Source organism: Pseudomonas sp. NUPR-001 (assembly GCF_052147955.1).
Taxonomy (GTDB): Bacteria; Pseudomonadota; Gammaproteobacteria; order Pseudomonadales; family Pseudomonadaceae; genus Aquipseudomonas.
On sequence record NZ_CP197353.1, the window covers coordinates 2,537,100 to 2,561,717 of the forward strand.

Genomic DNA, 24,618 nt, shown 5'->3' on the forward strand with positions numbered 1-24,618 from the left:
TCCAGAGAATTATGCAAACAACAGTTCAGCTCAGTCCTCGTGAAAATGCGCTTTCCTACCTGGGTGCATTTGTCTTGATTGTCTTGATGGTCGGCGCGGCCGCTTTTTGGTCGGATCCTGAAGTAGTGCTGCCGGAAATCGCCGCGATGGCGGTGGCATTGTGGGCATACCGGGATCAGCGCTGGATGCGCCATCCGGAGAAGATTTTTCTCTGGCCGTCTTTGACCGCGCTGATGGGCTTTGGCATCAACGTTCTGTCCATACCCTATGCCGGCAAGCTGGTGTTAGCCCTGGTTCTGATGCTGGCGTTCTTCGTGGTGGCGCGTTACAGCCTGGCGCCCGCCTTGGCGACTGGGTTTTTACCCATTGTGACCAACGCGGTGGAGTGGTCTTTCGTACTCTCTATCGTGTTGACCAGCGCCATTCTGATGGCCGGTGTGGTGCTGCTGCGCATGAAGACCTCAGCCGATCGGCAGAGCAACGTGGACTATCGGATGATGGGCACCTATGTGTGCATCATGCTGCTTTGGTTGGCGCTGGCGGTGTTCGGTGGCCATCCGCATATGGCGCTGATCCCGCCAGTAGCTGTTGTTATCTATGAGTCGCTGCAGATGGGCATGTACAACGGCAAGATGATGGTCAAGCAAGTGCTGGTACTAACGGCGTCTGCGGCTATCGGTGTGATTCTGTACGCCGTTGTCCAGAACTGGGTGTTGGTGGTGGCACTGGACATGGTGATTGTCTTCTTGCTGCTGCATAGCCTGAAGATGCGTATGCCCGCAGCCTATGCCTTTCCCTTGCTGGCGTTTGTCTTTCCGCAGGAGTCGGTGCAACTGCTGCCGGTTGCGACACTGGCCAACTCGGCATTTTCGCTGGGGTTGGTGTTGCTGATTCGCAGAAGGTTTGTGGGCGTGGGTTTGCCTCGCGATGTGAGGTGATTGATACGCCGCAATCGCGGGGCAAGCCCGCTCCTACCTGTCGTTCGGGGGTTTCGTTGACGAATTGATTGGCGTCACTGGTGGCAATCCGTGGTCATAGAGTAACGGGGGCGTTGATACGCAGGAGGTCACTATGACGCGGGCTATCTGGAAGGGTGCAATCAGCTTTGGGCTGGTGCACATCCCTGTTTCGCTCAACACGGCAGTGCGCACCGGGCGTGTGGATTTCGACTGGCTCGATAAGCGCAGCATGGACCCGGTGGGCTACAAACGGGTGAATAAGGTCACCGGCAAGGACATCGACAAGGACAACGTCGTCAAGGGCGTGGAATACGAGAAGGGCCGCTACGTGGTGATCAGCGAGGAAGAGATCCGCAATGCGCGTCCCGAAGCGACGCAGACCATCGACATCTTCTCCTTCGTCGAGGCCGGTGACATTCCCCTGCAGCACTTCGATACACCTTACTACCTGAGTCCCGACCGCGGTGGCGGAAAGGTTTACGCCTTGCTGCGCGAAACCCTGGAAAGCACTGGCAAGGTAGCCCTGGCCACCGTCGTGCTACACACCCGCCAGCATTTGGCGTTGCTGCGTTCGCTGGAGCAGGCGCTGGTGCTGATCACCCTGCGTTGGCCCGAGGAAGTACGCGGCCTGGAATCGCTGGAGCTGGACAAGAGCGTAACCGCCGCCAAACTCGACAAGCGTGAGCTGGACATGGCCAAGCGCCTGGTCAAAGACATGAGTGGAGCGTGGTCCCCGCAGGCATACCACGATGTCTTTCGCCAAACCATTCTCGACCTGGTGGAAGAGAAAGCCAGCAAGGGCAAGATCGAGACGGTGGATAAAGGACAGCGCGCCGGCGCGGACATTATCGATCTCACCGAGCTGCTCAAACGTAGCCTGAGGGGAAAGGCGTAGGCGGAAACAACGGTATTGCTCATCCTGTGGCAACTGTTTTGCACCCTCTGTGGGAGCGGGCTTGCCCCGCGAAGCGACATGCCTGACAAACCGCAATCGCGGGGCAAGCCCGCTCCTACCGGTGTTGGCCAGCTCCCAGTTGCTTGTGCATGCGCACGGTGATCGACTGGCGGACTTTAGGTAGTTCGGCCCAAGGATCGTCGATCGCCGCCAGCCGCTCCTGCAGGTTGCCGATGTGCCATTGGTTGGCACCTTTGAGCTCAAGCAATTCTTCGCGCCAGATCGGCACCGAAACCGGCAGGCCTTCACGAGCCCGCAGCGAGTAGGCGGCCACGGTGGTCGCGCCCTTGCTGTTGCGCAGGTAGTCGATGAAGATCCGCCCAACCCGGTTTTTCGGCCCGGATACCGCGCTCAGACGCTCCGGGAACAGCGCCGCCAGGTAGTTGACGATGGCGTGGCTGAAATCCTTCACCTCATCCCATCCAGCCCGCCGGGTGAGCGGTATCACCAGGTGCATGCCCTTGCCGCCACTGGTCTTGAGAAATGCCTTCAGGCCCAACTCATCAAGCAAGGTAAGCGTGAGCTGGGTGGCTTCGAGCATGGCCCTCCACGGCAGCGCGGGGTCGGGGTCGAGGTCGAGGATGAAACGGTCGGGCTTGTCGAAGTTGGTGTCGGTGGCGTTCCAGGTATGCAGTTCGAGCATGTTCATTTGCACCGCGCCGAGCAGGCTCTCGGTGTTATTGAACAGCATGGCCGGTTGTCCGGCCTGGGTTTTGCTGTAGCTGACCAACTTGGGGATGTGCAGCTGGCTGGCGTTTTTCTGGAAGAACAGTTCGCCACCCAGGCCGTCCGGTGCGCGGACCAGCGCCACGGGCCGGTGCTTGAGCTGCGGTAGCAGCCAATGGGCGACCCGGGCGTAATACTCGGTGACCTGGCGCTTGGTGATGCCGCTGGTGGCATCGATGACGCGCTCCGGGTGGGTCAGGTGCAGGTTGCCCATTGGCAGCTCCTGGCCTTTGGTTGCGGGCTTGGCCGGCTGTGTTCGCTCAAGACCGATGGCGGTGGCCGGCTTATCGTCACGCAAGCCATGGAACACCGCGTGGCGCACACTACCTTCGCGGGTTATCTGGGCGTAGGCCACTTCGGCCAGCAACGCTGGTTTGAGCCAGTGCACACCCCGCACCTCGGCGCCGCTCGGTGGTTTGGCCAATGGTGGGGCGTCGATGTGCAGCGGCTGCAGGCGGGCAAAAATGTTGTCCAACGTGGTGGCGCTGAAGCCTGTGCCCACCTTGCCCGCATAGCGCAACTGACCGCTTTCGCTGTCGTGCAAGGCCAGCAGCAGGGCGCCGAAGCTGTTGCGGCTGCCCTTGGGGTCGGTGTAACCGACGATCACGAACTCCTGGCGCTGCTTGCATTTGAGCTTGATCCAATCACTGCTGCGTCGGCCCACATAGGGACTGTCGGCCCGCTTGCCGATCAGTCCCTCGAGCCCCAGGCGGCAGGCACTGTCGAGCAGCGACTCAGCCGTCTGATCGAAATCGGCAGAGAACCTCAGAATCGGCGACTCATGCTGGCCGAGCAGCTGTGCCAGAGTGCTTCGCCGCTGCTGCAGCGGCACCTGGCGTAAGTCTTGGCCGCCCAGGTAGGGCAGGTCGAACAGGTAATACACGAGGTGCTCGTCGTGCCCGCTGTCGAAGGCGTTCTGCAAGGCCTGGAAGTCGGCCACGCCATGCTCGTCTACCACCACCATCTCACCGTCCAGCCAGGCCGAATCCAGCTGCAGCGCCTTCAGCGCGGCGACCTGATGAGGCATCTTCGCGCTCCAATCATGACCATTGCGGGTGAACAGGCGCACGTCGTCGTTGTCGATGCGGGCCAGGATACGGTAGCCGTCGAACTTGACCTCGTAGCGCCAGTCACCGCCGGGAGGTGAGTCGACCAAGGTGGCCAGTTGCGGCTGCAGGCATTTCGGTAGATCGCGGGTGCTGCTTTTTACGCTGCGCTGGCGGGCTGGGGCTGGGGCTGGGGCTGCGGCCTTGGCGGCGTGGCGGGGCACTAGCGTGCGATCACTCAGGACACTGTCCGGTAGTGCCTCGACGATGCTGTACTGGGTTTCGCTGCGAGCCTGTTCATCGTCGGACTTGACCAGCATCCACTGCTCCTGCTTGCCGGCCAGGCGGGTACGGAACAGGTTCCAGAAGCCCGTCAGTTTCTCGCCTTGCAGGCGAAAGCGCAGTTTGCCTTTGGCATAGGCTGCGCGTGGGTCGCCTTCAGGTTCCCAGATGCCACGGTCCCAGACGATCACGTCACCGGCACCGTAATGGCCTTGCGGAATATGGCCTTCGAAGTTGGCATAGTCGAGTGGGTGGTCCTCCACATGCACCGCCAGACGGCGGACCTTGGGGTCGAGCGACGGCCCTTTGGGAAGCGCCCAGCTTTTCAGGGTGCCGTCCAGTTCCAGGCGCAAGTCGTAGTGCAGGTGGCTGGCGTCGTGCTTCTGGATGCAGTACTGCAGCGCATGGGGCTGAGGCGCGCGGCCACGCTTGCCAGCGGGCTCGGGCGTGGCATCGAAATCGCGCTTGCGCTGGTACTCCTGCAAGGGCTTGGTCATGACTGGCTCCGAAGCGATTCAGGGTCTTTGAGTTGTGAGGCGACAGGGCTGTGCGTAGTTCAAAAAAGTGCATGGCACACCCGAACCAGCCACTCAGGAAGAAACGTTGAATCAATTCCCCTGCTGGGTAGTCGACCGAATGAAGCCGCACTGGGCTGTTCGGTATTACTCGACGATCAGCCAAGAACGGACAACATCGGTTCTGAAAATGACGGGAGAAAAAAGATGAACGAACAACAGTGTTCCTGCCCCCAATGTTCCTGCTCCGTGGACGCGAATGCCGTGGTTCAGGATGGTCGGGCGTATTGCTGCGAGGCGTGCGCGAGCGGACACCGCAACGGTGAGCCGTGCCGCATGGCCGACTGCACCTGCGGCGACACGGGCCAGCCGAAAACAAGCACTGAGCGAGACTTTTCCGGTGAGTGATGCGCGATCACTTTGAGGTGCTCGCCGGGGGCTCAGTGAGTTGGCCAAGTGCCGTTGTTGCGCTCGCAGTCACTGCGCGCCTGGCCGAGGCCGAGCGGTCAGGGCGCAGCGCCCAGCTCGGTGAGGAAATCGCCAAATCCACCCCGTGCCCGGCTGTCGCTGCGACTGCTGGTCGAGACACTGTTGCGCGCGGTCCAGACGATCCGCGCGCCGCTTTGTTGCAGGTCATTAACCAACTGCACATCTTCGTGCAGCGCCAGTGGCCGAAAGCCGCCGACCCGTTGATACGCTTGGGCGCAGACGCCAAGATTGGCCCCATGGATGTGCCGATGTCCCTCCTGCATCTGGTAGTGCGCCAGGTAGCGCTGGCGCAGGGACGCGTCCTGGTGAGGCTGCCAATGTTCGATATGCACCGAGCCACAGACTACATCGGCGGCAAACGCCAGCTGACAGCTGAGCCAGTGCGCCGGTACGCGGCTGTCGGCGTCGGTGCAGGCCAGCCAGCGTGCCCCTTGGGCTAGCATGAGTGCAGCACCGGCGCGACGGGCCGCGCCGACGTTACGCAGTTGGACCGTAAGAATCTCCACGTGATGGGCTTTGGCCACGCACGCGCTGGCATCGTTGCAGTCGTCCAATACCACCAGTACCCGCACCGGTTCGCCCGCCGACGCGGTACATTCGGCGGCGATTCGCAGGGCCTTCAGGCAAGGCCCGAGGTACTCGGCCTCATTATGCGCAGGGACGATAACGGCGATCATTCACAGGGTTCCTCCAGATCGATCGCACGGGGTTGGCAGCCCCAGTACTCGAGCAGAAAGTCCGGTTCCTCGTGGCGCAGCAGGCGAAACAGCGGCAGTTGCCGCTCTATCAACAGGTGCACGGCACGGCCATCGAGCTCGCAACCTTTGATCGGGTGCAGCCAATGGCAGGCCAGCAGTGCACCATCGGGGGTGAGGCTGGCCAACGACAGTTTCAACACCTGCAGCCACCGGTCGAGATCCAGGTAGTAGCCGATCTCGCTGAGCACGATGAGGTCGAAGCAGCCGCCAGGCCAGTCTTCCGGCAAGTGCCCTTGGGTCACGCGAACATGCGGCCACTGGCTCAGGCGTCGAGAGGCCAGTTGCACCGCCGCCGGCACCAGGTCCTGGCACAGCAGGCTGTCGCAACGTCCGGCCAGCTCGGCGCTGAGTTCGCCATTGGCGCAAGCCGGTTCGAACACCCGCGCGTAGCGCTGGCGGGGCAGGCTGGCCATGATCAGGTTGCGCTTGCGTTTCTCGTACCAGCGCGTGCGAAAGGCCCACGGGTCGTCGTTGCCGACGAACAGCTGCTCGAAATAGCGCGCGTCCCGGCTCACACGAATACCAGTTCGAAAGGCTGCAGGAGGCGCTCCAGGGTGCAAGCCGACAGGACCGGCGGGTGCTTTTCATCGGCACGCACCTGACTCACATGGGCATGAATCGCCTGCCGTTTGCGCACCTGGCCGACACGGTCGAGTGGCAATTTATAGGCCCGTTTCCAGGGCAGACGTGGGTCGTCCGGGTGGGCCCAATCCCAGGCCCACACCGGTGCTTCCATCAGCAGGCAGTCGCAGGCTCGGCAGGCCACAGCACAGGCACGTGCCACTGCCTCATGGTCGCAATGGCCGTCGCCACGCCAGGTGGTGAGCACCCGGTCGCCAGCGTGCAGAAGGTGCATGAGGTGCATTGCGAGCAGCTCTTCATCAGCGGACACCTGGCTGTCGGGCATACACAACCGTACCCAGTGCAGGCGTTCTATGTTCAAGCCCAGGTAGGTCAAGGCTTCGCGGCTCTCTTGCGGGCGTTGCCGGCGCAAGGCCTCGCGTGTCCACACGCGGGAGCCGGGATGACTGGCCTCGCCATCGGTCACGGCTACCATCAGCAGGTCCTGTTCGCGGCCGGCAAAGCACGGCAGCAGGCTGCCGCCGATCAGGATCTCGTCGTCCGGATGCGGCGCAACCACCACCAGTCGACGGGTCGAGTGCATCAGCGCGAAGGGGTCGAGCAGCGGCACGTCGGCCAGTTGCCGACTGGTTCGCAGTTCGCAGGCGGGGATGGCGGTTGGGAGGGGACTCATAGCGGCCAGTCTCCTGCTTGCATCTCGGCCACCTGCCGACCCAGCTCGGCCAGATCGCGCTCGGCGTGGCTCTGGCGCAGGAACACCGGCAGGTCGGCACTGAGCCGGGCAAAGTGGCTGTTGCAACAATAAGGCGTTGCGCCCAGCGCACGGCCCACATGGCTGATCACTGCATTCACCGCCTGTTCCACCTGGGCTCGCAGCCTGCGCACCGGCAAGTTAGCGTCACTGTCCGGCTGGGCATCGATCCAGGCGGCGCACGCGCGCAGGGCTGTAGCGGCGCCGCACAAGGCCGCAACGACCGCCCCCAGGTGGGCGAAGGCATGGGCATCGGCATGGGGGCGCCGACAATGTTCGCGCAGGTAGTCGGCCAGCGCTTGGGCCGCGCCATACCAGCAGGCAGCGATGCCGCCACCGCCATGCCAGAACCCGGGGCGCGACAGGTATTGCCCAGGCCTGCCGACCAGCATCGCCGGGGTCTGCTTGAACTGGATTTTGACACTGGCGGTGATCCCCATGCCGACTGCCTGCCAGTCTTCGGTGACCAGGCGCAGGCTCGGATCGGCTAGCTCGATCGCCACCAGTTGCTGCCGGCCGTCTTCGTCCCAGGCGCTCAGCAGGGCCCGGTCGATCTGTAAAGCGCCGGAGCACCAGGCCTTGCAGCCCTCCAGGAAAACTCGCTGGCCATCTCGAGCGGCAATCAGGGTGCGTGCATTCGGTGGCTCGGCGGCCCACACACCCCAGAGTCCACTGCTGGCCGGTTGAGCGCCCGTGCATTCGGCGATGATTGCCTGCGCGTCGGTGTGGCCTTCATAGAGCTTGGCCAGGGCCAGGTCGCAGCCAGCAACTCGCGCCAGGGTCTGCCAGCGTTGCAGGGTATGGCCATGACCGGGCAGCGGCAGCAAGTCGAGCTGGTTGGCCTGCAGCAACTGCATCAGGGCCAGCAATTGGGTATCAAGGTTCAAACGTTGCGGGCGTTGGGCGAAGTCGCCTAACAGACGGTCGAGGTGGCCCTGGTCGCAGTTCTGGACGATGCTCATGGGGTGCTGGTCTCCGTTGGCCGCGGCGATTTCCGAGCAGGCAAACACGGGAGGAAAAACAAAACCCGGCCGTGTGGCCGGGTTTTGCGCTGTCAGCGCCTGTCATCGGACAGCGGGGTCTGCTCGTCTGCTTCCGGCGGCATCCGTTCTCCTGGATCGATCCAGTCTTCGGGGCGTTCCCTGTCAGGCTTTTTCAACGGGTCGTATTTGTTGGGATCATCAGGATCCAGTTGCGGATTGTCCGGATCCTGTTGTGGACGGGACGGGTCGGAGCCTTGTGGTTGGTCCCGGAAACTTGAGTCGGTAGACATACACACCTCACCAGTGAGGGTCCAGTTGATCTGGGCCGTACAGGTTCGAGGCCGAAAAGTTGGGGCGCGTGCACTCGAACAGATGAGTGGTAGAGGGATTGTGCCGTGCGTGTTTTCAGACGGCGCCCATCCAGCTTTCTTATCACTGCTTAGAGTTGGTCTTGCGCACTGGAAAGTGCTAACGGGTGGCTTGAAATGCCGGGTGATACGCCACGCTACCTGTTGGAACGTCACCCGCAAATGCCAGCGCCTGAAAGTACTCCTGAGGCACTCCGGGCAGCGTCAGGCCTGGGTGGCACGTGAAGCCGAAGCGGCTGTAGTAGCGAGGATCTCCCAGTACCACACAACCTGCACTGCCGAGCCGCTGCAGCTCGGCCAGGGCAGCCTTCATCAACGCCGAACCAACGCCCTGGCCTTGGCGATCGGGACACACCGAGATCGGGCCGAGGCCAAACCAACCCGTTGCACCGGACGAAATCCGTACTGGAGAAAGCGCGACATGGCCGATGATGTTGTCGTGCTCTACCGCCACCAGGGAGACGGTCAACTGACCGCAACGTCGCAGGTCATTGATAATGAAGTGTTCGGTGTGGCTTGAGTGCGCTTCGTTCTTGAACGCCGCTTCAGTCAGGCGGGTGATGGTGTCGAAGTCTTGGGGTTGCTCATTGCGGATTGTAATGTTCACGTTGATGTTTTCTTTGGTATCCAGGTCGATGAGGCTGCGAAGCGCCTTGAACAACGGGTCGGCATCGGTGTATTGCTTGCCGTAGGTCAGGTTGAAGGGGTAGTCGAACCCTTGCGGGTTTTTGCCCTGGTTGTGCTGAAGCAATGTCTCCAGTTTATCGAGTGCCTTGACTGCTTTGGCTTCTGGCGACAGTGCATGTTCATAGTCATCCCACAGCGCCAGTATCTCAGCTTTTAACGGTTCATCCACGGCATCGGTCAAGCGCAGCAAGTCGCTGCGCTCCTGCTGACTCTTGTTGGGAAACGATGCTTTGTGGATGGCGGGAACGTCGCCGCTGATGGCTTCGCCCAGGTCGTGAATGATGCACATCTTGAGTATTTTCAGCAGATCGAGGCCGCTGAGTTGATCGCCGAAAACCAGCGCCATCAGGCACAGGCGCCAGCTGTGTTCTGCAGTGCTTTCGGTACGCCCGGTAGAGGTATGGGCGCTTCTGAGCACGTCCTTGAGTTTCTCCGCCTCGCGTAGAAACGCGAGACGTCCTTTGAGCTTTTCGATATCCATAAACCCGCTGACTCCGTCGGTCCGTACTGCCTGGTTGGCCGTTCAGGTCAGGCTAGGCCTGAAGGGGCTGCGCGTCCACGCATAAAATATGCGTATCAAAGGGCGCGTGCTCAGTCAGAGGGTTTCTACCAAGCGTGCTGCGGTGCCGTCCGAGAGGGGGATACGTGTCCAGCGACACAGGCTCTGGCTGATCGGCACGATGTCAGAGTCATTGTGGCCGGTCGCAAACTCCAGCGCGGGCGGTGCAATGACTTCTCGCCATCCCGCCTCATCCAGGCTCAATTCCATGCTGATGATTTCGGGTGTTGCGAAGCGCCACAGAGAGCGCCCCTGCAGGGCACTGATCGGGCTGGCGAACTCTGCTGCGCGAGCGGGGGAGCACGCCAGCAGGCGATGAGTCAGATCACAGATCAGGTGAACAGGCCGCGAACTTTCCCTGACCAGCCGCGCCAACGCTTGATCAGCGGCGGCATCAAGACGCGTGGCCAGCAGTTGCTCAAGTTGCGCTTGGGCCAAGGGGTTCATGGCCTGTACGCCACTTTCCCAGCGCGAAATGGTTGTTTGGGTGACCCTGAACAACTGCGCCGCATGGGATTGTTTGACGCGGTGCAACACACGCCATCTCCTGAGCGCAATGCCGGGTAACGCAGGCTTTGGCAACATGTCAGGCATTTCGGGCTCCCGGACAGTGATGGAGTTGCGAGTGTGGTTGACTCGGGGCTGTTCAGCAAAGGCCTCACCGGTACACCTGAGAGGCCAAATCCACCCTAGAGGCTGTCTGGGTCACCAAAAAACATCTGAATCCGCGAACGCAACCAACGCTCGCCCGGGTCGTTGTCTTGCGAACCACGCCAGGCCATGTGCAGTTCAAAACTCGACACTTCCAGTGGCGGGTCTTCGGCACGCAAGCCACCTGCTGCGGTCAGCGCCTCGGCGGTGTAGTCGGGCACGGTGGCGAGGATGTCGGTGCCGCTGAGCAGGCTGCCCAAACCATTGAACTGCGGCACTGCCAGGACCACATGGCGTTTGCGCCCGAGTTTTTCGAGGATTTCATCCATAAAGCCGCCCAGGTCGCCAGCGAACGACACCAGCGCATGGGGACGGGCGCAGAAGTCGTCGAGGCTGAGGCTGCCGGGCATGCTGTCGGCGCGCAGTACTTTCGGTTTGCTGCGGCGCAACACCTTGCGCTTGGCGTTGGCAGGCAAGTCGTTGGTCCAGCTGACGCCCACCGAGATCTCGCCGCTGGCCAGCAGGGCCGGCATCAACAGGTAATTGACCCGCCGCACCACCAGGACAATGCCCGGGGCTTCGGCGCGGATGCGCTTGAGCAACTGCGGCAGCAGGGCGAATTCGGCATCGTCGGACAGGCCGATGCGGAACACCGTGGTGCTGGTGGCCGGGTCGAAATCGGCGGCGCGGCTTACGGCGGTAGAGATCGAGTCGAGGGCCGGGGACAGCAGGGCGAAGATTTCCACGGCGCGCGCCGAGGGTTCCATGCTGCGGCCCGTGCGCACGAACAACGGGTCGTCAAACAGGTTGCGCAGGCGCGACAGCGCGGCGCTGATGGCCGGTTGGCCAAGGAACAGCTTTTCCGCCGCGCGGGTCACGCTACGTTCGTGCATCAACGTCTCGAAGACGATCAGCAGGTTCAGGTCGACGCGGCGCAAGTCGTTACGGTTCATCGGCTCAACTTCACTGGACGTGTGGGGCAGGGGTGAATCTTACGGGTAAAGGCTGTTACCCTGCACCGCATAATTTGCTGCCAGTGGCAGTACCATCAATCAATGACAAGCATGTTGACTATTAATGGCCACGGATGGTCTAACCGCAAAAGCCCGGATAGAGTTCAGGGTATTAGAGGTTCACTAGGCGAGGTTTGCGATGTCCCGCATGATCCGTTTCCATAAATTCGGCCCGGCCGAGGTGCTCAAGATCGAAGAGCAGGTCGCGCCGCAGCCGGCTGCCGGCGAGGTGCAGATTCGCGTTCAGGCGATTGGCATCAGTTGGTACGACGTGCTCTGGCGCCAGAACCTGGCGCCGTCCCAGGCACGCTTGCCGGCGGGGATGGGTCATGAAATGGCGGGCGTGGTGCTTGCCGTGGGCGAGGGCGTCGACGACCTGGCAGTGGGGGATGCGGTGGCCAGCTTTCCTGCCGCCAGCGCCAACGACTACCCGGTGTACGGCGAAATCATCGTGCTGCCGCGCAATGCCGTAACCCGCTATCCGCAGCACCTCACGCCGATCGAAGCCAGCGTGCATTACACGCCGATGCTGATTGCCTACTTCGCCTATGTCGACCTGGCCCGGGCCAAAGCCGGGCAGACCGCGCTGGTCACCGATGCCAGCCACTGTGCCGGGCCGGCGTTTGTGCAGATGGGCAAGGCCCTGGGGCTGAAGGTGTTCGCCGCCACCAAAGAGGCGGACGAGCGTGACTATCTGCTCTCGCTAGGCGCAGACAAGGTCATCGTCACCGAAGAGCAAGACCTGCTTATGCAGATCAACAAGTACACCGAGAACCGTGGTGTCGACATGGTGCTCGATGGCCTGGGTGGCCCGCAAATGTCGCTGCTCGGCGATGTCCTGGCGCCACGTGGCAGCCTGGTGCTGTACGGCTTGCAGGGCGGTAATCAAACGCCGTTTCCGGCCTGTGCCGCGTTTCAGAAGAACATTCAGTTCTTCGTCCACTGTATTGGCAACTTCACGGGCAAGCCAGAGCTGGGCATCAGCCAGGACCAGGTAGCCTTGCAGCGGGCGCTGCGTGACATCAACCAGTTCACCACCGACAAACTGCTGACGCCGCAGATCATCAAGGTCTATCCCCTCGAACGTGTGGTTGAAGCGCATCGCTATATGGACGAGTGCCCTTGCGGTGGGCGGCTGGTGCTGGAAGTGGCCCAGGACTGAGCGAATGATTGAACAACAGACCCGAGCAATGCTCGGGTTTGTTTTGTCTGGGACTTAAGCGTGCTGGTGTGCCTTCGCCCTGATGGCGCGTGGTTGTCGCAAACCCTCCCGATAACCTGCCGGATCGACATTTCCCCAAATACATTTTTGTCATTTCAAACAATTGTTCGGTCTGCGCAATGCGGATGACTGGGTTATTTTAAGTTGGCCGCGGTTGTTGTTTTTTGCATGTTCTATGTGCCGATGATTCTCAGTTCTGAACGGTTTTTTTTCAGTGTTCTGTATCTTTTATTCAGCGACTAACTGCCGATAATGGCCTGAAGTTTGTGTGCTCAGGGAGTGAGCTGGGTTGAAGGGGTCTGTGTGGTTGAAGCCCCAGCAAACGTAGCTGTTCGGCGGTGTGCCAGGTTGGCGCGACGTATTCATAAACTTACGTAGGAACTTGTAGGAAAGTTCTTAGGATAATAGGTGGGTCCTTATCTCTGGCGATTGAGTAACGGTGCAGGAGCAATGTTATTCAGGTAGTCGTAACTGAATTCAGGTGGGCGTTATGGGCAATATTCACGATCAGGCCATGCAGTATATATATCAGCAAGTATTGCAGCGGTTACTTGAACATTTGTCGCAGGCGCAGAAGGCCTCGCTACAGTTGTTGATACAGCGGCTGATTGTGACCGCCGGAGGCGGGGAACGGATCAGGGATTTGCGCTTGATGTTTGTGCTCGATACCAGCCCGCACAGTGCCCAGGCCCTGGCGTGTCTGCGTGCAGCACAGTTGAGCATTGCTGCACGTTCTCCCGGCACGTTTCAGCTACGGGTTGCCACGGTCCGCCAGGCAGGGATGAGCGATACGGCGGTGGCCAATATCGAAAGCACGTTCTCGCGCTTGTTCATGCATGACGACCCACGCATCGATTTGCTCGTACTCGATGCCGGCCAGCTGATGCCTTATGACCATCGCCGCCCGACCTCCGATGACCAGCGTCAGTCAGAGCGTCAGGAATGGTTGCTGCGCGGGCATCTGACCACAGAGGGACCATGCGCGGTGAATTTTGCCAGCCATGGCTGCTGGCAACTGGCGGAGTTGGCACTTCAGGCGCTGCGCTGGAAAGGCGGCGTAGATGCGATCATCTGTGCCGAGCGCCTGGTCGATCGTCGGCGCTACCTGGCCTGGAGCCGACGTTCGCTGCGCAATGCCGACTTACTCGGTGTTCGTCCGATTCACAGTTGTGCCACCTCGTTGCTCGAAGGCATGAGCGAGCTGCGCACGCGCTATCTTGACCTGTTGCAGGGGCAGGGTCCGGCTGTTCAACCACCAACAGCGGCCGATGCCGATGCTGACCACCGGCCCGCGTTACGGTTTATCCCGATCGATGACCTGGTATTCGATAGCGACGCTTGCCAGGGTGATCGATTGAACCGCTTCCTGTTGTACCGTTTTGACGAGCACGCGTTTTCCTCCGAGCGCTCAGGAACGGCCAATCCGTTGCTGTTGGCGCACCTGCAAGGGCTGCGCGCCGAATTTGTCGACAACACGCGTTACCGCATGGGTATCGATGAATATCTGCAGCAAACCCGTAGGCTGATGCGCTGCAAGGGGGTGTCGGCAGCCCGGCAGGCACGTTTGCTCAATGCCTGGCAACCCGCTGCGCTTGAGCAACGGCGCGCCGAGGCCAATGATTTTGCCCAGCGAGCCTATGGTCTGAGTGAAACACAACTGGTGTGCCAGCTGTTCAGCCCGTTTGTAGGGCAAGGGCAAAAGCTGGAGCTGTTCCTGCGCCGCTGCCATCCGGGTATGCTGGTTGCGCTGCCTTATTTGCTCAAGGCTCTGCGCGGACAACCGGCGCCTGAACCGGTAGTACAGTGGCTGGTGGACATCAGCGGTTTGCCGCTTGAGATGTTGCAAAGCCTCTACAGTCGCCAGCCGTTGACGCAGCGCCCGGCCGATTGCCTGCTGGCCAGCTTGCAGGTCCGCGGCGCCGACCTGCGTCATCTGCAGGCGTGGGCGGCGAGTGACATTCAGTTCGAGGGCTCGCAGGTCGGCGTTCGTAGATGAAGCGTCACACGAAAACCAGCGAGTTCGCCTACCAGGCGGTGTATCGCTACCTGGTGGAACTGATTGCGCAGATGCCGCCTGGTAGTTACAGCAAATTACCTTCGCTGCGCGATCTGGCCCAGCGCTTGAAAGTGTCGATTTCGACGGTGCAGTACGCCTATTCATTGCTTGAGCACGAGGGGCGCGTGCAGTCAGTGCCCAAGTCGGGCTATTTTGCCAAGGGTGGCACGCAGATGCCCCAAGCGCTGTATGCCGAAGACATGGTGCAAGATCTGCAGCAGCACGCGAGCAGCCCCCAGATGCTGGCGTTCAGTGGTGTGCAATCCTTGCCGTCGCTGGAGGCGAGCCTGTTGGGCGTCGAGCGCCAATTGTTGCGTCAGAACCCAAGGCCTGGCGGCTGCGCCCACCCCTGTGGCGATCTGGAATTGCGTACCGCACTGGCGGCGCGCTATACCCGCTCCGTGCAGCAGTACTGGAATGCCGAGGATGTCTACCTGGCGCTGGATCTGCACTCCTTGTTCGAGACCTTGCTGGCTGCGCTGGAGTTGCACGGCTGTACGATTGCAGTCAGCACACCCTGTTCCTGGCGTTTGCTGAGGGTGTTGCAGGCCAACGGGTTGCGGGTCATTGAACTGCCACTGGGCAATGACGGTGCACTGGATCTTGATCGCTTTGCCAGCGTACTCAAGCGTGAGCCGGTGCGCATGGTCATGCTTGCTGCGCGTTTGAACAGCCCTCACGGCAGCCTTCAACCGCTGGCACAGCACCAGGCGATTGCACAGTTGTTGAGCGAGCATGGGGTATGGCTGCTGGAGAATGATCTGGAAAGCGAGTACTGCTTCGCCGCTACGCCCCAGACCCTCTTGCGCGAAAGTGTCGATCCGCAGCGCTTGCTGGTGTTTTCATCATTGGAGCGCACGGTGGGCGCCGAAGCACCTTATGCCTATGTGCTGGCTCGCCATTGCCCGCGGCATTTGCACCGTCAGTTCATGGCCCGCGGCTTTCGCTTGCCACCGTTGCGTCAGCAAGCGGTGGCTCGCCTGTATGCCAAGGGGCGGATTGACGTTCACTTGGAGCATGCGCGGCTGCGGCTTCAGGAACGCATCAGCTATCTGTACCGGCAGATGCAGGTGCAGCTGGGGCCGCATCTGCATTTCGAGATGCCTGAAGGTGGTACCACCATCTGGGCGCAAGCCCATACAGCGCTGGATGTCCGCCCGCTGTTTCACCGCATGCTCGATCAGGGCTTGGTAATCGCCCCTGGCGAACTGTTTAGCCTGCAGGGCGACTATCGTCAGCACCTGCGCCTGGGGTGGCCGCCGTCTGCACACAATGATCTGCAGGCGGGTTTGAGCGTGTTGCGAGAAGCATTGCAACTGGCTTAGAACACCAGCAGGTAGCGCAGGGTCAACTGATCGCCCTCGTTGCGATTTCGCGCGCCGGACTCACTGTAGTAGTTGGCGAACACCGTGTGCGCTCCGCTGCTATAGCGCACGCCAGGGCCGAAGCCGAATACCTGTTCCTTGGAGTCTTTCTGGCGATGGCCGTCGATGCGGTCGGCACTGATTTGCTTGAGGTGGTAGCCAGCCAGGCCTACGCGCCAATGCTCGTCCAGTGCGTAGGAAGCGGCAAAGTTACTGTGCACGGCTTCGCCGGGTTGAGTGTCGCTGGCTTGCAGGTACTCGGCCGGGCTGTCGTTGCGGCTGTTCCAGGCGTAGTGCAGACGGCCGCTGAACTCAAGGCGATCGCTGGCCAGCCAGGTGAACGCGTAGTGCGGGTTGAAGGTCCAGACATTGCTGCCGGTATTGATCTGCGCGCTCTTGTCGTAGTCGCCGGTGGGCAAGGTGAAGACGAAGTTCAAGCGCTGCCAGAAGGGACGGCCGAACAGCGTCACCGGGTCCCACTGCAACAGCAGCGGGCTGACCACCAGGTCGCCCTGGCGGGTACGGGTACCTTGCGGGCCGCCGTCGATGTCCAGGTCCAGGTGAACGATTGGCAACAGCACCTCCGCCCCCCAATAGGCCCCAGCGATACGTTGCTCGCTGATATAGGCAAAGTGCGGCACCACGCTAGCGCTACGTACCCGTTGCTTGCCGGGTACCGAATGGCCGCCCGCGTCTACGGCCTGGTTGCTGCGGTTGTACTGCACAGGCAGTTCAAACAGCATGCCGGGTTGGGTGATGCCGTCCAGAAAGCTGGTATTGCCCAGCGCCAAGGGCGGCAGGCTGACGCTGTCGGCGTGGGCCTGCAGGCTGATCAGCGGCCAGAGCAGGCCGAGGGTGGGCAAGTGTCGTGCACGCATGAATGAGTCTCTAGTCGGACGTTGATCAAAGCAGGTTGGAGAGGGAGTCGAGAATCATCCGGCTCTTCAGAGCTTTTCCCCAGAAGCAAGTGCCGAGCCGAATCGAATAGCCGATGACTTTAGTGGGTTTTAACGGGGGGCGTAATCCGTGTTGCCGGGCTTCTGCGTTCCATTTATGGAACGGTGGGAGCGGGCTTGCCCCGCGATCCGTCCTCGACGGGAATGCGGCCATCCCGTTGCGGCAGCGGTGCTTGGTGTTGATTGGGGGGTGTCAGTTGCATTGCATCGCGGGGCAAGCCCGCTCCTACCGGGGGGTAGGGTGTCAGTCGCTCAGGCGTTCGTGCTTGAGGACGTTGCGGGTGGTGGTCTCGTAGTGCTCGCTGAGCAAGGCGCACGCTCGTTCTACGTCTCGGTCCAGGGCCGCTTCGAGCAAGGCCCGGTGTTCTCCCGGTACGTCACGGTCGACGCTGCCGGCGTAGAGCATCGACAACTGCCGGTAACGGGCAGTCTGGTCGCGAAGCATGCCGCTAAAGCGCATCAGCCAGGGCGAGTCGCAGGCTGAGAGCAGGGCGGTATGGAAGGCTTCATGCGCCTGTTCCCAATCCGGGCGCAGCATTCTTTCCGGGCCTTCAACCACCGGCAGGCGCTCCAGGCGGTGGTGGCAGGCGATCAGGCGACTTTCCCAGTCCAGATCGCCCTGGGTGATGGACAGGCGCAGCGTCTGGCACTCGATCAGCAAGCGCGTGCGGGTGATGTCGCGGATTTCGGCAGCGGAAATCTGGCCAACGCTGAAGCCCTTCTGCTCGGTCGCCACCACAAACCCCGTGGCGGCCAGACGTGACAGTGCTTCGCGTAGCGGGATCACCCCGGCGTCATAAGACTCGGCGAGTTCCTTCAGCCGCAGCTTGCTGCCCGGCGGCAAACGCCCGGTGATGATGTCTTGCCGAACCCGAATCTCAAGCTGGGAAGCCATGGTGCGCTTGTCGGCGCCAGTGGCCGACTCCATCCAGCGTTCAGGTTGATTCATAGCAGACTCCCAGCGTGCTTCAGCGGTGTGCAGCCATCATACACACAGCGATCTTTGTAGAAAATCTGATAGAAAATATATTTTATTGTTGACGGTATATTTGTTTGAGCTTAGTTTTTAGCCATGCCGTCGTGCCTGACGGTGACCAAACAACAGAAGAAGAGGTCACGATCCATGCGTTATGTGTCTTTCAAACACCAAGGCCGCGCGGTGCTCGGCGTGCGTACCCCTGAAGGCGTCAAGGTGCTGGGGGAAGAAACTCTGGAGTCGTTGCTGGCGCGCGGTGTGGACCTGACCACCCATGGTGCAGCGGCTCAGGGGTCGGTCGTTGAAATCGGCGAGCAGGACTACCTGCCGCTGATGCGCAAACCCGGCAAGATCATCTGTGTTGGCCTCAACTATGCCGACCACACCAAAGAATCGCCCTACGCGCAGCCTGACTACCCGACCCTGTTTCCCCGTTTTGCCAGCAGCCTGACCGCCCACAACAAGCCGCTGGTGCGCCCGCGGGTGTCCGACACCCTGGACTACGAAGGCGAGATGGCGGTGGTGCTCAAGCAAGGCGGGCGGCATATTGCCAAGGACAAGGCGCTGGACTGCGTGGCCGGATATGCCCTGTTCAACGAAGGCTCGGTGCGTGACTATCAATTCAAGTCGCCGCAGTGGACCGTAGGTAAAAACTTCGATGACACCGGCGCCTTCGGCCCTGATCTGGTCACCGCCGACGAGTTGCCAGCGGGAGGCAAGGGCTTGCTGCTGCAGACCCGGGTCAACGGCAAGGTGGTGCAGTCGGCCAATACCGAAGACATGCTGTTCGACGTCGCCACCATCATCGCGACCCTGAGCGAGGCGGTCACCCTGGAGGCGGGTGACGTGATCGTCAGCGGCACCCCGGCCGGTGTCGGTTTCGGCATGAAACCGCCGGTCTACCTCAAGGCCGGCGATGTGGTGGAAGTGTCTATCGAAGGCATCGGTGTGCTGGTCAACCCGGTGGTCGACGAAGCCTGAGCCGGCCCCTTACCGCCGCACCAGAGAAGCCCCTGTCCCGGGGCTTCGACAACAACAAGACGAGGGAAACGATCATGAATATCACGCGTCGTGGTGTGCATTCGATCGATCATTACGCGCTGTTCGTGCCGTCGTTGCAGCAAGGCAGGCATTTCTTCGAACACTTCGGCCTGGATGTCCGCGAGCAGGACGGGCAGTTGCAGCTGCATGCCGGCGACGGCCATCTTTGGGCTCGCCTGCTGCCGGGCGCGAGCAAGTCGCTGGCGTGGATCAGCTTCAATTGCTTCGAGGCCGACTTCGCGGCACTGCGAGAGCAGGTCGCCCGCAGTGGCGCGCTGTTCACCCATGGCGATGGCCACGGCTTCTGGTTCCGCGATCCGGACGGCAACCTGTTGCAGGTCAAGGTTGGCCGCAAAACCATGCCAGACACCCGCCCCGAACCGCCGCTCAGCGTGCGTGGCGTGCGCGCGGTCGGTAGCCGCGACACGGTAAGCCAGGTGCGCCCGCAACGCCTGGCCCATGTGCTGCTGTTTTCTCCCAATGTGTCGCGGGCCGTGGATTTCTATGAGCAGGCGCTGGGGCTGCAGCTGTCTGATCGCTCCCAGGACATCATCGCCTTCACCCACGCCCCGCACGGCTGTGACCATCATCTGGTGGCCTTTGCCAAAAGTACCGCCAAAGGCTTTCACCATGCGGCCTGGGAAGTCTCGAGCATCGACGAAGTGGGTAACGGCGCCCAGCAGATGATGCGCGCTGGCTACATCGAAGGCTGGGGCACCGGTCGTCATTGCCTGGGGTCGAACTTTTTCCACTATGTCCGCGATCCCTGGGGGTCGTTCAGCGAGTTCTCCACGGAGATGGATTTCATCGAGGCTGGCAGCGTGTGGCCAGCGGGTGACTTCCCGGCCGAGAGTTCGCTGTACCTGTGGGGGCCTGACGTTCCCGACTACTTCATCCAGAACACCGAGGCGAGCGGCTGAGCGCCACGCCAGCTGCACCCTGACGCCCATTTCATGCGCTTTCACCGCTTGCCTCCGGCAGGCGGCGCGGGATCGGCTTGCCTGCTGATCCTGGCGAGCGGGGCCTGGGCTTTGCGTTTCCAAGAATAAGAGTACGGAGTACGACCATGAAGTCGCAAAACACCTGCGAAACCATCGAGGTTCCTGTTCTGATCGTAGGGGGCGGCCCATCCGGCCTTACCGCCTCCTTGTTGCTGTCGCGTTATGGCATTCGAAACCTGTTGGTCAACAAGTACCGCTGGACGGCCAACAGTCCACGTGCGCACATCACCAATCAGCGCACCATGGAAGTGTTTCGCGACGCCGGTGTCGAGCCGCAGGTGGTTGCGGCTGCCAGCCCTCACGAACTGATGGCCAACAACGTTTGGGCAACCGGCTTCAGCGGCCAGGAGCTGGGGCGTTTGCTCACCTGGGGCAATGCCATTGAGCGCAAGTCAGACTATGAACTGGCCAGCCCCTCGGCGATGTGCAACATCCCCCAGCATCTGATGGAACCGATTCTGGCCAACGAGGCACTGCGCGCCGGCAGTGAGATGCGCTTCAACCATGAGCTGCTGGATTTCACCCAGGATGCCGACGGGGTGACGGCGCGCATACTCGATCGCGGCACCGGGCGCGAGTTCAACGTCCGCGCGCAGTACATGATCGGTGCCGACGGCGCCCGCAGCCGAGTGATGGAGCTACTGGGCATCCCGCTGCACGGCGAGATGGGCCTGGGCTGCGCGGTGAATGTCTGGCTGCGCGCCGACCTGCGACGCTTCTGTGAAAGCCGCCCCGGGGTGTTGTACTGGATGGTGCAGCCTGGCAACGACTATTGGGTTGGCAGTGGCACCTTTATTTGCGTACGGCCCTGGGACGAGTGGGTGATGCTGTTCATGTACGACCCGGCACAGGGCGAGCCTGACCTGAGCGAGGCGGCGGTGATCGAGCGCGCCCGGCGGGTTATCGGTGACGACGAGTTCCCGGTGGAAGTACTGGCGACCAGCAAGTGGCAGATCAACCACGTGGTTGCCGAACGCTATTCCCAAGGCCGGGTGTTCTGCTGTGGTGATGCTGTGCACCGCCATCCGCCGGCCAACGGCCTGGGCACCAACACCTCGGTGCAGGACGCCTACAACCTGGCCTGGAAGTTGGCCATGACCCTCAAGGGCGAAGCCGGGCCAGGTTTGCTCGACAGCTACAGCCAGGAACGTCAGCCGGTGGGCCGCCAAGTGGTAGACCGGGCCATGGCCAGCGTGCGCAACATGCTGCCGATTTCCAACGCGCTGGGGTTCAAGCCAGGGCAGAGCGAGGCCGAGGGCTGGGCGAGCCTGAACGAACTGAACGCGGACACTGCTGCTGGTCGTGAACGGCGTGCGGCGCTGGAACAGGCTATCCAGTTGCAGCACTACCAGTTCAATTGCCACGGCGTCGAGCTCGGCCAACGCTATGCCAGCGCTGCAGTCCAGGGCGATGGCAGCGAAGCACCGGCCTACACCCGCGACCCTGAACTGTACTACCACCCGACCACCTGGCCCGGTGCGCATTTACCCCATGCCTGGCTGCATGACCGCAGCGGGCGCAAGCTGTCGACCCTCGATATCTGCGGCCACGGGCGCATGACCTTGCTCACCGGCCACGGTGGCGATGCCTGGTGCCAGGCCGCCGTATCGGCAGCCCGTGAACTGGGTATCGATCTGCAAGTGCGACGCATTGGCCTGGGCCTGGACTACAGCGACAGCTACGGCGACTGGGCGCGCCAGCGTTGGGTCGCAGAGGACGGCTGCGTACTGGTACGTCCTGACCATCATGTCGCCTGGCGTGCGCAAAGCGCGTCACCGGCTGCCGATGTGGACGTGCTCCAGGCATTGAAGGCCGTCCTGGCCCGCAACTGAGTTTCCCTTTCCTCATGAGCCACTTCCGTCAGGCCGGTAACGGCCTGGCTGGAGCGTACCTTCCTGCAGCCTTGGGCATCAGGAAGGGGCTCGCCTGTGCGCTGAAAACAACAACAAGAGGCAGCTATGTTGAAGAAAGTGATGATATGTATGGGGGCGGGCGTACTTGCCGCCGCTACCTTGACTGCAAGGGCCGAGGTGGAAGAACCGGGCGAGGGCGCGCTGGCGCGCTGGCTGCTGGGCCCGGAGCTGGAGCGCGATCACGGTATTCGAATTTCCGGGCTGCTGGATGTCGGTTATGCCCGCAACAACCGCTCGACCCACGATGAGCGCGAAGACGGCCTGAGCAACATGCCATTGACCGGCTTTTCTGATGAAGGCTTTGAACTGGCGTCGCTGCACCTGTTTATCGACAAACCGCTGGTGGCCAATGTGGTGCCACGGGTGACGCCCTTGCCGGGGCCCAAACCCGAAGCGCTGTCGTTCGGTTTCAGCATCGAGACCTTGTATGGGCGCAACGCCCAGTTTGCCCGGACCTATGGCTGGGACATGCACTGGCCGGCCAACTCGCCGGGCGATGACGACGCAGAACAGGCCAAGCGTGACCGCGAAAAATTCGTCGCCACGCCCAACCTGTTCGCCTCGGTGTACCTGCCTTACGGCCCGGGCGTCAGCCTGATCGCCGGGATCTTCGGCCCGGCGCTGGGCTATGAGATCCCGCCGAACATTCGTGAGGCGCGCAACCCTTTTGCCAGCAAAACCTACGCCTTCGTATCCGAGCCCAGCACCGTGGCCGGGGTATTGGCCAGCACTCGCCTGTACAACGGCGAAAGCGGCCTGCTCGGCGCCGAGCTGGGCGTGGTGCAAGGGCGCAACAACCTGCGCGACAACAACCACGGCAAGTCGGTGCTCGGCGCCTTGCGCTGGCGCACCGCAGATATGCAGACCTGGGTCGACTACGAGTTCATGGTCGGCGATGAACAGAACCATAACGTGGATGACGTGCAGGCGCCCACTGCGCGGCTGATCTCGGCTGACGGCCAGTTGCGCCAGCAACACTCGTTGAATGCCTGGCATGCCTTCGACAGCCAGTGGTCCATGGGCGGCGAGCTGGTGTATGGCCGCCAGGCTGGGGATGGCAAGGCCGGCACTGTCGACATCGTCACCGGCCCGGGCTTCGACGGCGCGTCCTGGTGGGGTATCAATGGCGTGGTGACCTACCAGTACCGCAAGGACCTGGCGTTCTCCGCCCGCGGCGAACATTTCCGCGATCGCGATGCTTTCGTGCTGTTTCCCACCAGCAGTGCCCGTGGTGATTTCAATGCGCTGACGGTCGGTCTGCGCTGGGACGCCACGCGCCATATCAGCATCCGCCCGGAGCTGCGCTACGACTGGTTCGAGCCGCTTGCCCATGACCGCATCTACGGCAATGGCCGTGACCGTACCCAGCTGACCGCCCTGGTCGAAGCCCTGGTGTATTTCTGAGCTGACTGTTCCGCCCCTTCTGGTAACTCGACGTTAATCCCATCCATGCCCATGGCGGCAGAGGAGTACCTGTATGTTCGATAAACAGTACGAATGGAAGGCTGTAGCGTTATTGGCCATTGGTTTTGGCCTGGTGGGCCTGGACCGCTTCATCATCTTGCCGCTGTACCCGGTGATGATGCGTGACTTGGGCCTGGACTATCAGGACCTGGGCAACATTTCCGCTGCCCTGGCGTTGGCCTGGGGGCTTTCTTCGATCTTCATGGGACGCCTGTCAGACCGTATCGGCCGGCGCAAGATCATCATCCCCTCGGTCATTCTGTTTTCCTTGCTGGCCGGTTTTTCCGGACTGGCCACCGGTGTCGGCGCGCTGCTGCTGATTCGTGCGGTGATGGGGGTGGCTGAAGGGGCGTTCACGCCAACTTCCATTGCCGCCACGGCCGAGGCTTCGCACCCGTCGAGGCTGGGCATGAACATTGGCATCCAGCAGGCGTTCTTCCCGCTGCTGGGGCTGGGCCTGGCACCGATTATCGCTACCCAGCTGCTGTTGGTCGTACCGTCGTGGCGCTGGGTCTTCGTGTTGGTGTCGGTGCCGGGTTTCTTCCTCGCCTGGGCGCTGTACAAGGTGCTGCGCGAGCCGATCACCGAGGGGGCGGTGAAGGACGCTGGCCACGGTATCGGTGCAGACTGGCGTGCGGTACTGCGCTACCGCAACGTCCAGCTCAACCTGGCCGGGATGTTCTGCATGCTGACGTGCCTGTTCGTCAGCTCGGTGATGCTGCCCAATTACCTGACCGACTACCTGCAACTGGGCATGCAGCAAATGGGCTTTGTCATGTCGGCCATTGGTTTCGGCGGCTTCTGCGGCATGTTGCTGATGCCGACCTTGTCCGACCGCCTGGGACGCAAGCCGGTGGCGTTGATTTCTTGTGTGGCCACCGCCGGTGCACTGTGGCTGATGATCCACACCGGTGCCGAACCGATGAAGCTGTTCCTGCTGCTGTTCGCCACCACCTTTTTCAACTTCAGCATGATCTGCATGATCGTCGGCCCGCTGACCAGCGAGTCGGTGCCGCCGGCCCTGCTTTCCACGGCTACCGGCCTGGTGGTGGGTATTGGTGAGGTCTTCGGTGGCGGTGTGGCACCGGCGCTGGCGGGCTACATTGCCCAGCATTACGGCATTGAAAAGACCTTGTACCTTGCACTGACCGGCGCAGTGCTCGGATTGGTGGTGGCGGCCAGCCTGCGCGAGACCGCCCCGGCCAGCGCGCGGGTCAAGGAAACGGCCCCGACAGAGCTGTCCTGAGCGCGGGAATCCGACGAAGGCCCGGCGCGGCGGTTGCCAACAGGGTGGATCTGTA

General features: G+C 61.7%; 21 protein-coding genes and 2 pseudogenes. 11 read left to right on the plus strand and 12 right to left on the minus strand.

Going from position 1 to position 24,618, the window contains the following annotated elements; genetic code table 11:
• Positions 1–11: 11 nt before the first annotated feature.
• Both ACP6KB_RS11560 and ku read left to right on the plus strand, forming a co-directional pair.
• On the plus strand, positions 12–938 hold the full coding sequence (locus ACP6KB_RS11560; protein ID WP_442113851.1) for a hypothetical protein: 927 nt from the start codon (positions 12–14) through the stop codon (positions 936–938).
• A 133-nt stretch (positions 939–1,071) separates the two neighbouring features.
• Complete coding sequence (ku, locus tag ACP6KB_RS11565; protein ID WP_442113852.1) at positions 1,072–1,854, plus strand: non-homologous end joining protein Ku; 783 nt, start codon at positions 1,072–1,074, stop codon at positions 1,852–1,854.
• Positions 1,855–1,969: 115 nt separating this feature from the next.
• On the opposite strand, the gene ligD is transcribed toward ku, so the two are convergent.
• Positions 1,970–4,465 (minus strand): DNA ligase D, encoded by a 2,496-nt coding sequence (ligD, locus tag ACP6KB_RS11570; protein ID WP_442113853.1) that lies wholly within the window; start codon positions 4,463–4,465, stop codon positions 1,970–1,972.
• 225 nt (positions 4,466–4,690) lie between these two features.
• Here ligD and ACP6KB_RS11575 point away from each other — a divergent pair.
• A pseudogene (locus tag ACP6KB_RS11575) lies at positions 4,691–4,907 on the plus strand (metallothionein).
• 82 nt (positions 4,908–4,989) lie between these two features.
• On the opposite strand, the gene ACP6KB_RS11580 reads toward ACP6KB_RS11575, so the two are convergent.
• From ACP6KB_RS11580 to ACP6KB_RS11620, 9 genes and pseudogenes are all read right to left on the minus strand, one after another.
• Positions 4,990–5,649: a glycosyltransferase gene (locus tag ACP6KB_RS11580; RefSeq protein WP_442113854.1), complete on the minus strand. Its 660-nt coding sequence runs from the start codon at positions 5,647–5,649 to the stop codon at positions 4,990–4,992.
• A complete protein-coding gene (locus ACP6KB_RS11585; RefSeq protein WP_442113855.1) occupies positions 5,646–6,245 on the minus strand; it encodes an SAM-dependent methyltransferase in 600 nt (199 codons plus the stop codon). The genes ACP6KB_RS11580 and ACP6KB_RS11585 overlap by 4 nt, the downstream gene beginning before the upstream one ends.
• A complete protein-coding gene (locus tag ACP6KB_RS11590; RefSeq protein ID WP_442113856.1) occupies positions 6,242–6,985 on the minus strand; it encodes a PIG-L deacetylase family protein in 744 nt (247 codons plus the stop codon). The genes ACP6KB_RS11585 and ACP6KB_RS11590 overlap by 4 nt, the downstream gene beginning before the upstream one ends.
• Entirely contained in the window at positions 6,982–8,025 is a 1,044-nt protein-coding gene (locus ACP6KB_RS11595; RefSeq protein WP_442113857.1) for an acyl-CoA dehydrogenase, read from the minus strand. Before ACP6KB_RS11595 ends, ACP6KB_RS11590 begins: the two co-directional genes overlap by 4 nt.
• A 92-nt stretch (positions 8,026–8,117) precedes the next feature.
• Complete coding sequence (locus ACP6KB_RS11600) at positions 8,118–8,336, minus strand: hypothetical protein (protein ID WP_442113858.1); 219 nt, start codon at positions 8,334–8,336, stop codon at positions 8,118–8,120.
• 178 nt (positions 8,337–8,514) lie between these two features.
• The gene (locus ACP6KB_RS11605) at positions 8,515–9,021 is read right to left on the minus strand and encodes a GNAT family N-acetyltransferase (RefSeq protein ID WP_442114295.1); all 507 of its coding nucleotides are present in this window, start codon (positions 9,019–9,021) and stop codon (positions 8,515–8,517) included.
• Positions 9,022–9,582: pseudogene (locus tag ACP6KB_RS11610) on the minus strand (HD domain-containing protein); the annotation flags it as partial.
• Positions 9,583–9,696: 114 nt separating this feature from the next.
• Positions 9,697–10,254 (minus strand): transcriptional regulator, encoded by a 558-nt coding sequence (locus ACP6KB_RS11615; RefSeq protein WP_442113859.1) that lies wholly within the window; start codon positions 10,252–10,254, stop codon positions 9,697–9,699.
• Between the two features lie 95 nt (positions 10,255–10,349).
• Positions 10,350–11,264, minus strand: a complete 915-nt coding sequence (locus tag ACP6KB_RS11620) for a LysR family transcriptional regulator (RefSeq protein WP_442113860.1) — start codon at positions 11,262–11,264, stop codon at positions 10,350–10,352.
• Between the two features lie 199 nt (positions 11,265–11,463).
• On the opposite strand from ACP6KB_RS11620, the gene ACP6KB_RS11625 reads away from it, so the two are divergent.
• The 3 genes from ACP6KB_RS11625 to ACP6KB_RS11635 all read left to right on the plus strand — a co-directional run bounded on the left by ACP6KB_RS11625 (position 11,464) and on the right by ACP6KB_RS11635 (position 15,927).
• On the plus strand, positions 11,464–12,486 hold the full coding sequence (locus ACP6KB_RS11625; protein ID WP_442113861.1) for a zinc-dependent alcohol dehydrogenase family protein: 1,023 nt from the start codon (positions 11,464–11,466) through the stop codon (positions 12,484–12,486).
• A 712-nt stretch (positions 12,487–13,198) separates the two neighbouring features.
• The gene (locus tag ACP6KB_RS11630; RefSeq protein ID WP_442113862.1) at positions 13,199–14,542 is read left to right on the plus strand and encodes a hypothetical protein; all 1,344 of its coding nucleotides are present in this window, start codon (positions 13,199–13,201) and stop codon (positions 14,540–14,542) included.
• Positions 14,539–15,927 carry an aminotransferase-like domain-containing protein gene (locus ACP6KB_RS11635; protein ID WP_442113863.1) on the plus strand — a complete coding sequence of 463 codons (1,389 nt, stop codon included), beginning with the start codon at positions 14,539–14,541 and terminating at the stop codon, positions 15,925–15,927. Before ACP6KB_RS11630 ends, ACP6KB_RS11635 begins: the two co-directional genes overlap by 4 nt.
• Here the strand turns inward: ACP6KB_RS11635 and ACP6KB_RS11640 are convergent.
• Together ACP6KB_RS11640 and ACP6KB_RS11645 are read right to left on the minus strand one after the other, a co-directional pair.
• On the minus strand, positions 15,924–16,844 hold the full coding sequence (locus ACP6KB_RS11640; protein WP_442113864.1) for a SphA family protein: 921 nt from the start codon (positions 16,842–16,844) through the stop codon (positions 15,924–15,926). The two genes, ACP6KB_RS11635 and ACP6KB_RS11640, sit on opposite strands and share 4 nt — an antisense overlap.
• A gap of 322 nt (positions 16,845–17,166) precedes the next feature.
• The gene (locus ACP6KB_RS11645) at positions 17,167–17,871 is read right to left on the minus strand and encodes a GntR family transcriptional regulator (protein WP_442113865.1); all 705 of its coding nucleotides are present in this window, start codon (positions 17,869–17,871) and stop codon (positions 17,167–17,169) included.
• Positions 17,872–18,045: 174 nt separating this feature from the next.
• Between ACP6KB_RS11645 and ACP6KB_RS11650 the strand changes: the two genes are divergently transcribed.
• From ACP6KB_RS11650 to ACP6KB_RS11670, 5 genes are all read left to right on the plus strand, one after another.
• On the plus strand, positions 18,046–18,879 hold the full coding sequence (locus tag ACP6KB_RS11650; protein ID WP_442113866.1) for a fumarylacetoacetate hydrolase family protein: 834 nt from the start codon (positions 18,046–18,048) through the stop codon (positions 18,877–18,879).
• A gap of 74 nt (positions 18,880–18,953) precedes the next feature.
• The gene (locus ACP6KB_RS11655) at positions 18,954–19,859 is read left to right on the plus strand and encodes a VOC family protein (RefSeq protein ID WP_442113867.1); all 906 of its coding nucleotides are present in this window, start codon (positions 18,954–18,956) and stop codon (positions 19,857–19,859) included.
• A 146-nt stretch (positions 19,860–20,005) separates the two neighbouring features.
• Positions 20,006–21,772 carry an FAD-dependent monooxygenase gene (locus tag ACP6KB_RS11660; protein WP_442113868.1) on the plus strand — a complete coding sequence of 589 codons (1,767 nt, stop codon included), beginning with the start codon at positions 20,006–20,008 and terminating at the stop codon, positions 21,770–21,772.
• Between the two features lie 126 nt (positions 21,773–21,898).
• Positions 21,899–23,257 (plus strand): outer membrane beta-barrel protein, encoded by a 1,359-nt coding sequence (locus ACP6KB_RS11665; RefSeq protein WP_442113869.1) that lies wholly within the window; start codon positions 21,899–21,901, stop codon positions 23,255–23,257.
• Positions 23,258–23,330: 73 nt separating this feature from the next.
• Entirely contained in the window at positions 23,331–24,563 is a 1,233-nt protein-coding gene (locus ACP6KB_RS11670; protein ID WP_442113870.1) for an MFS transporter, read from the plus strand.
• Positions 24,564–24,618: the final 55 nt, after the last annotated feature.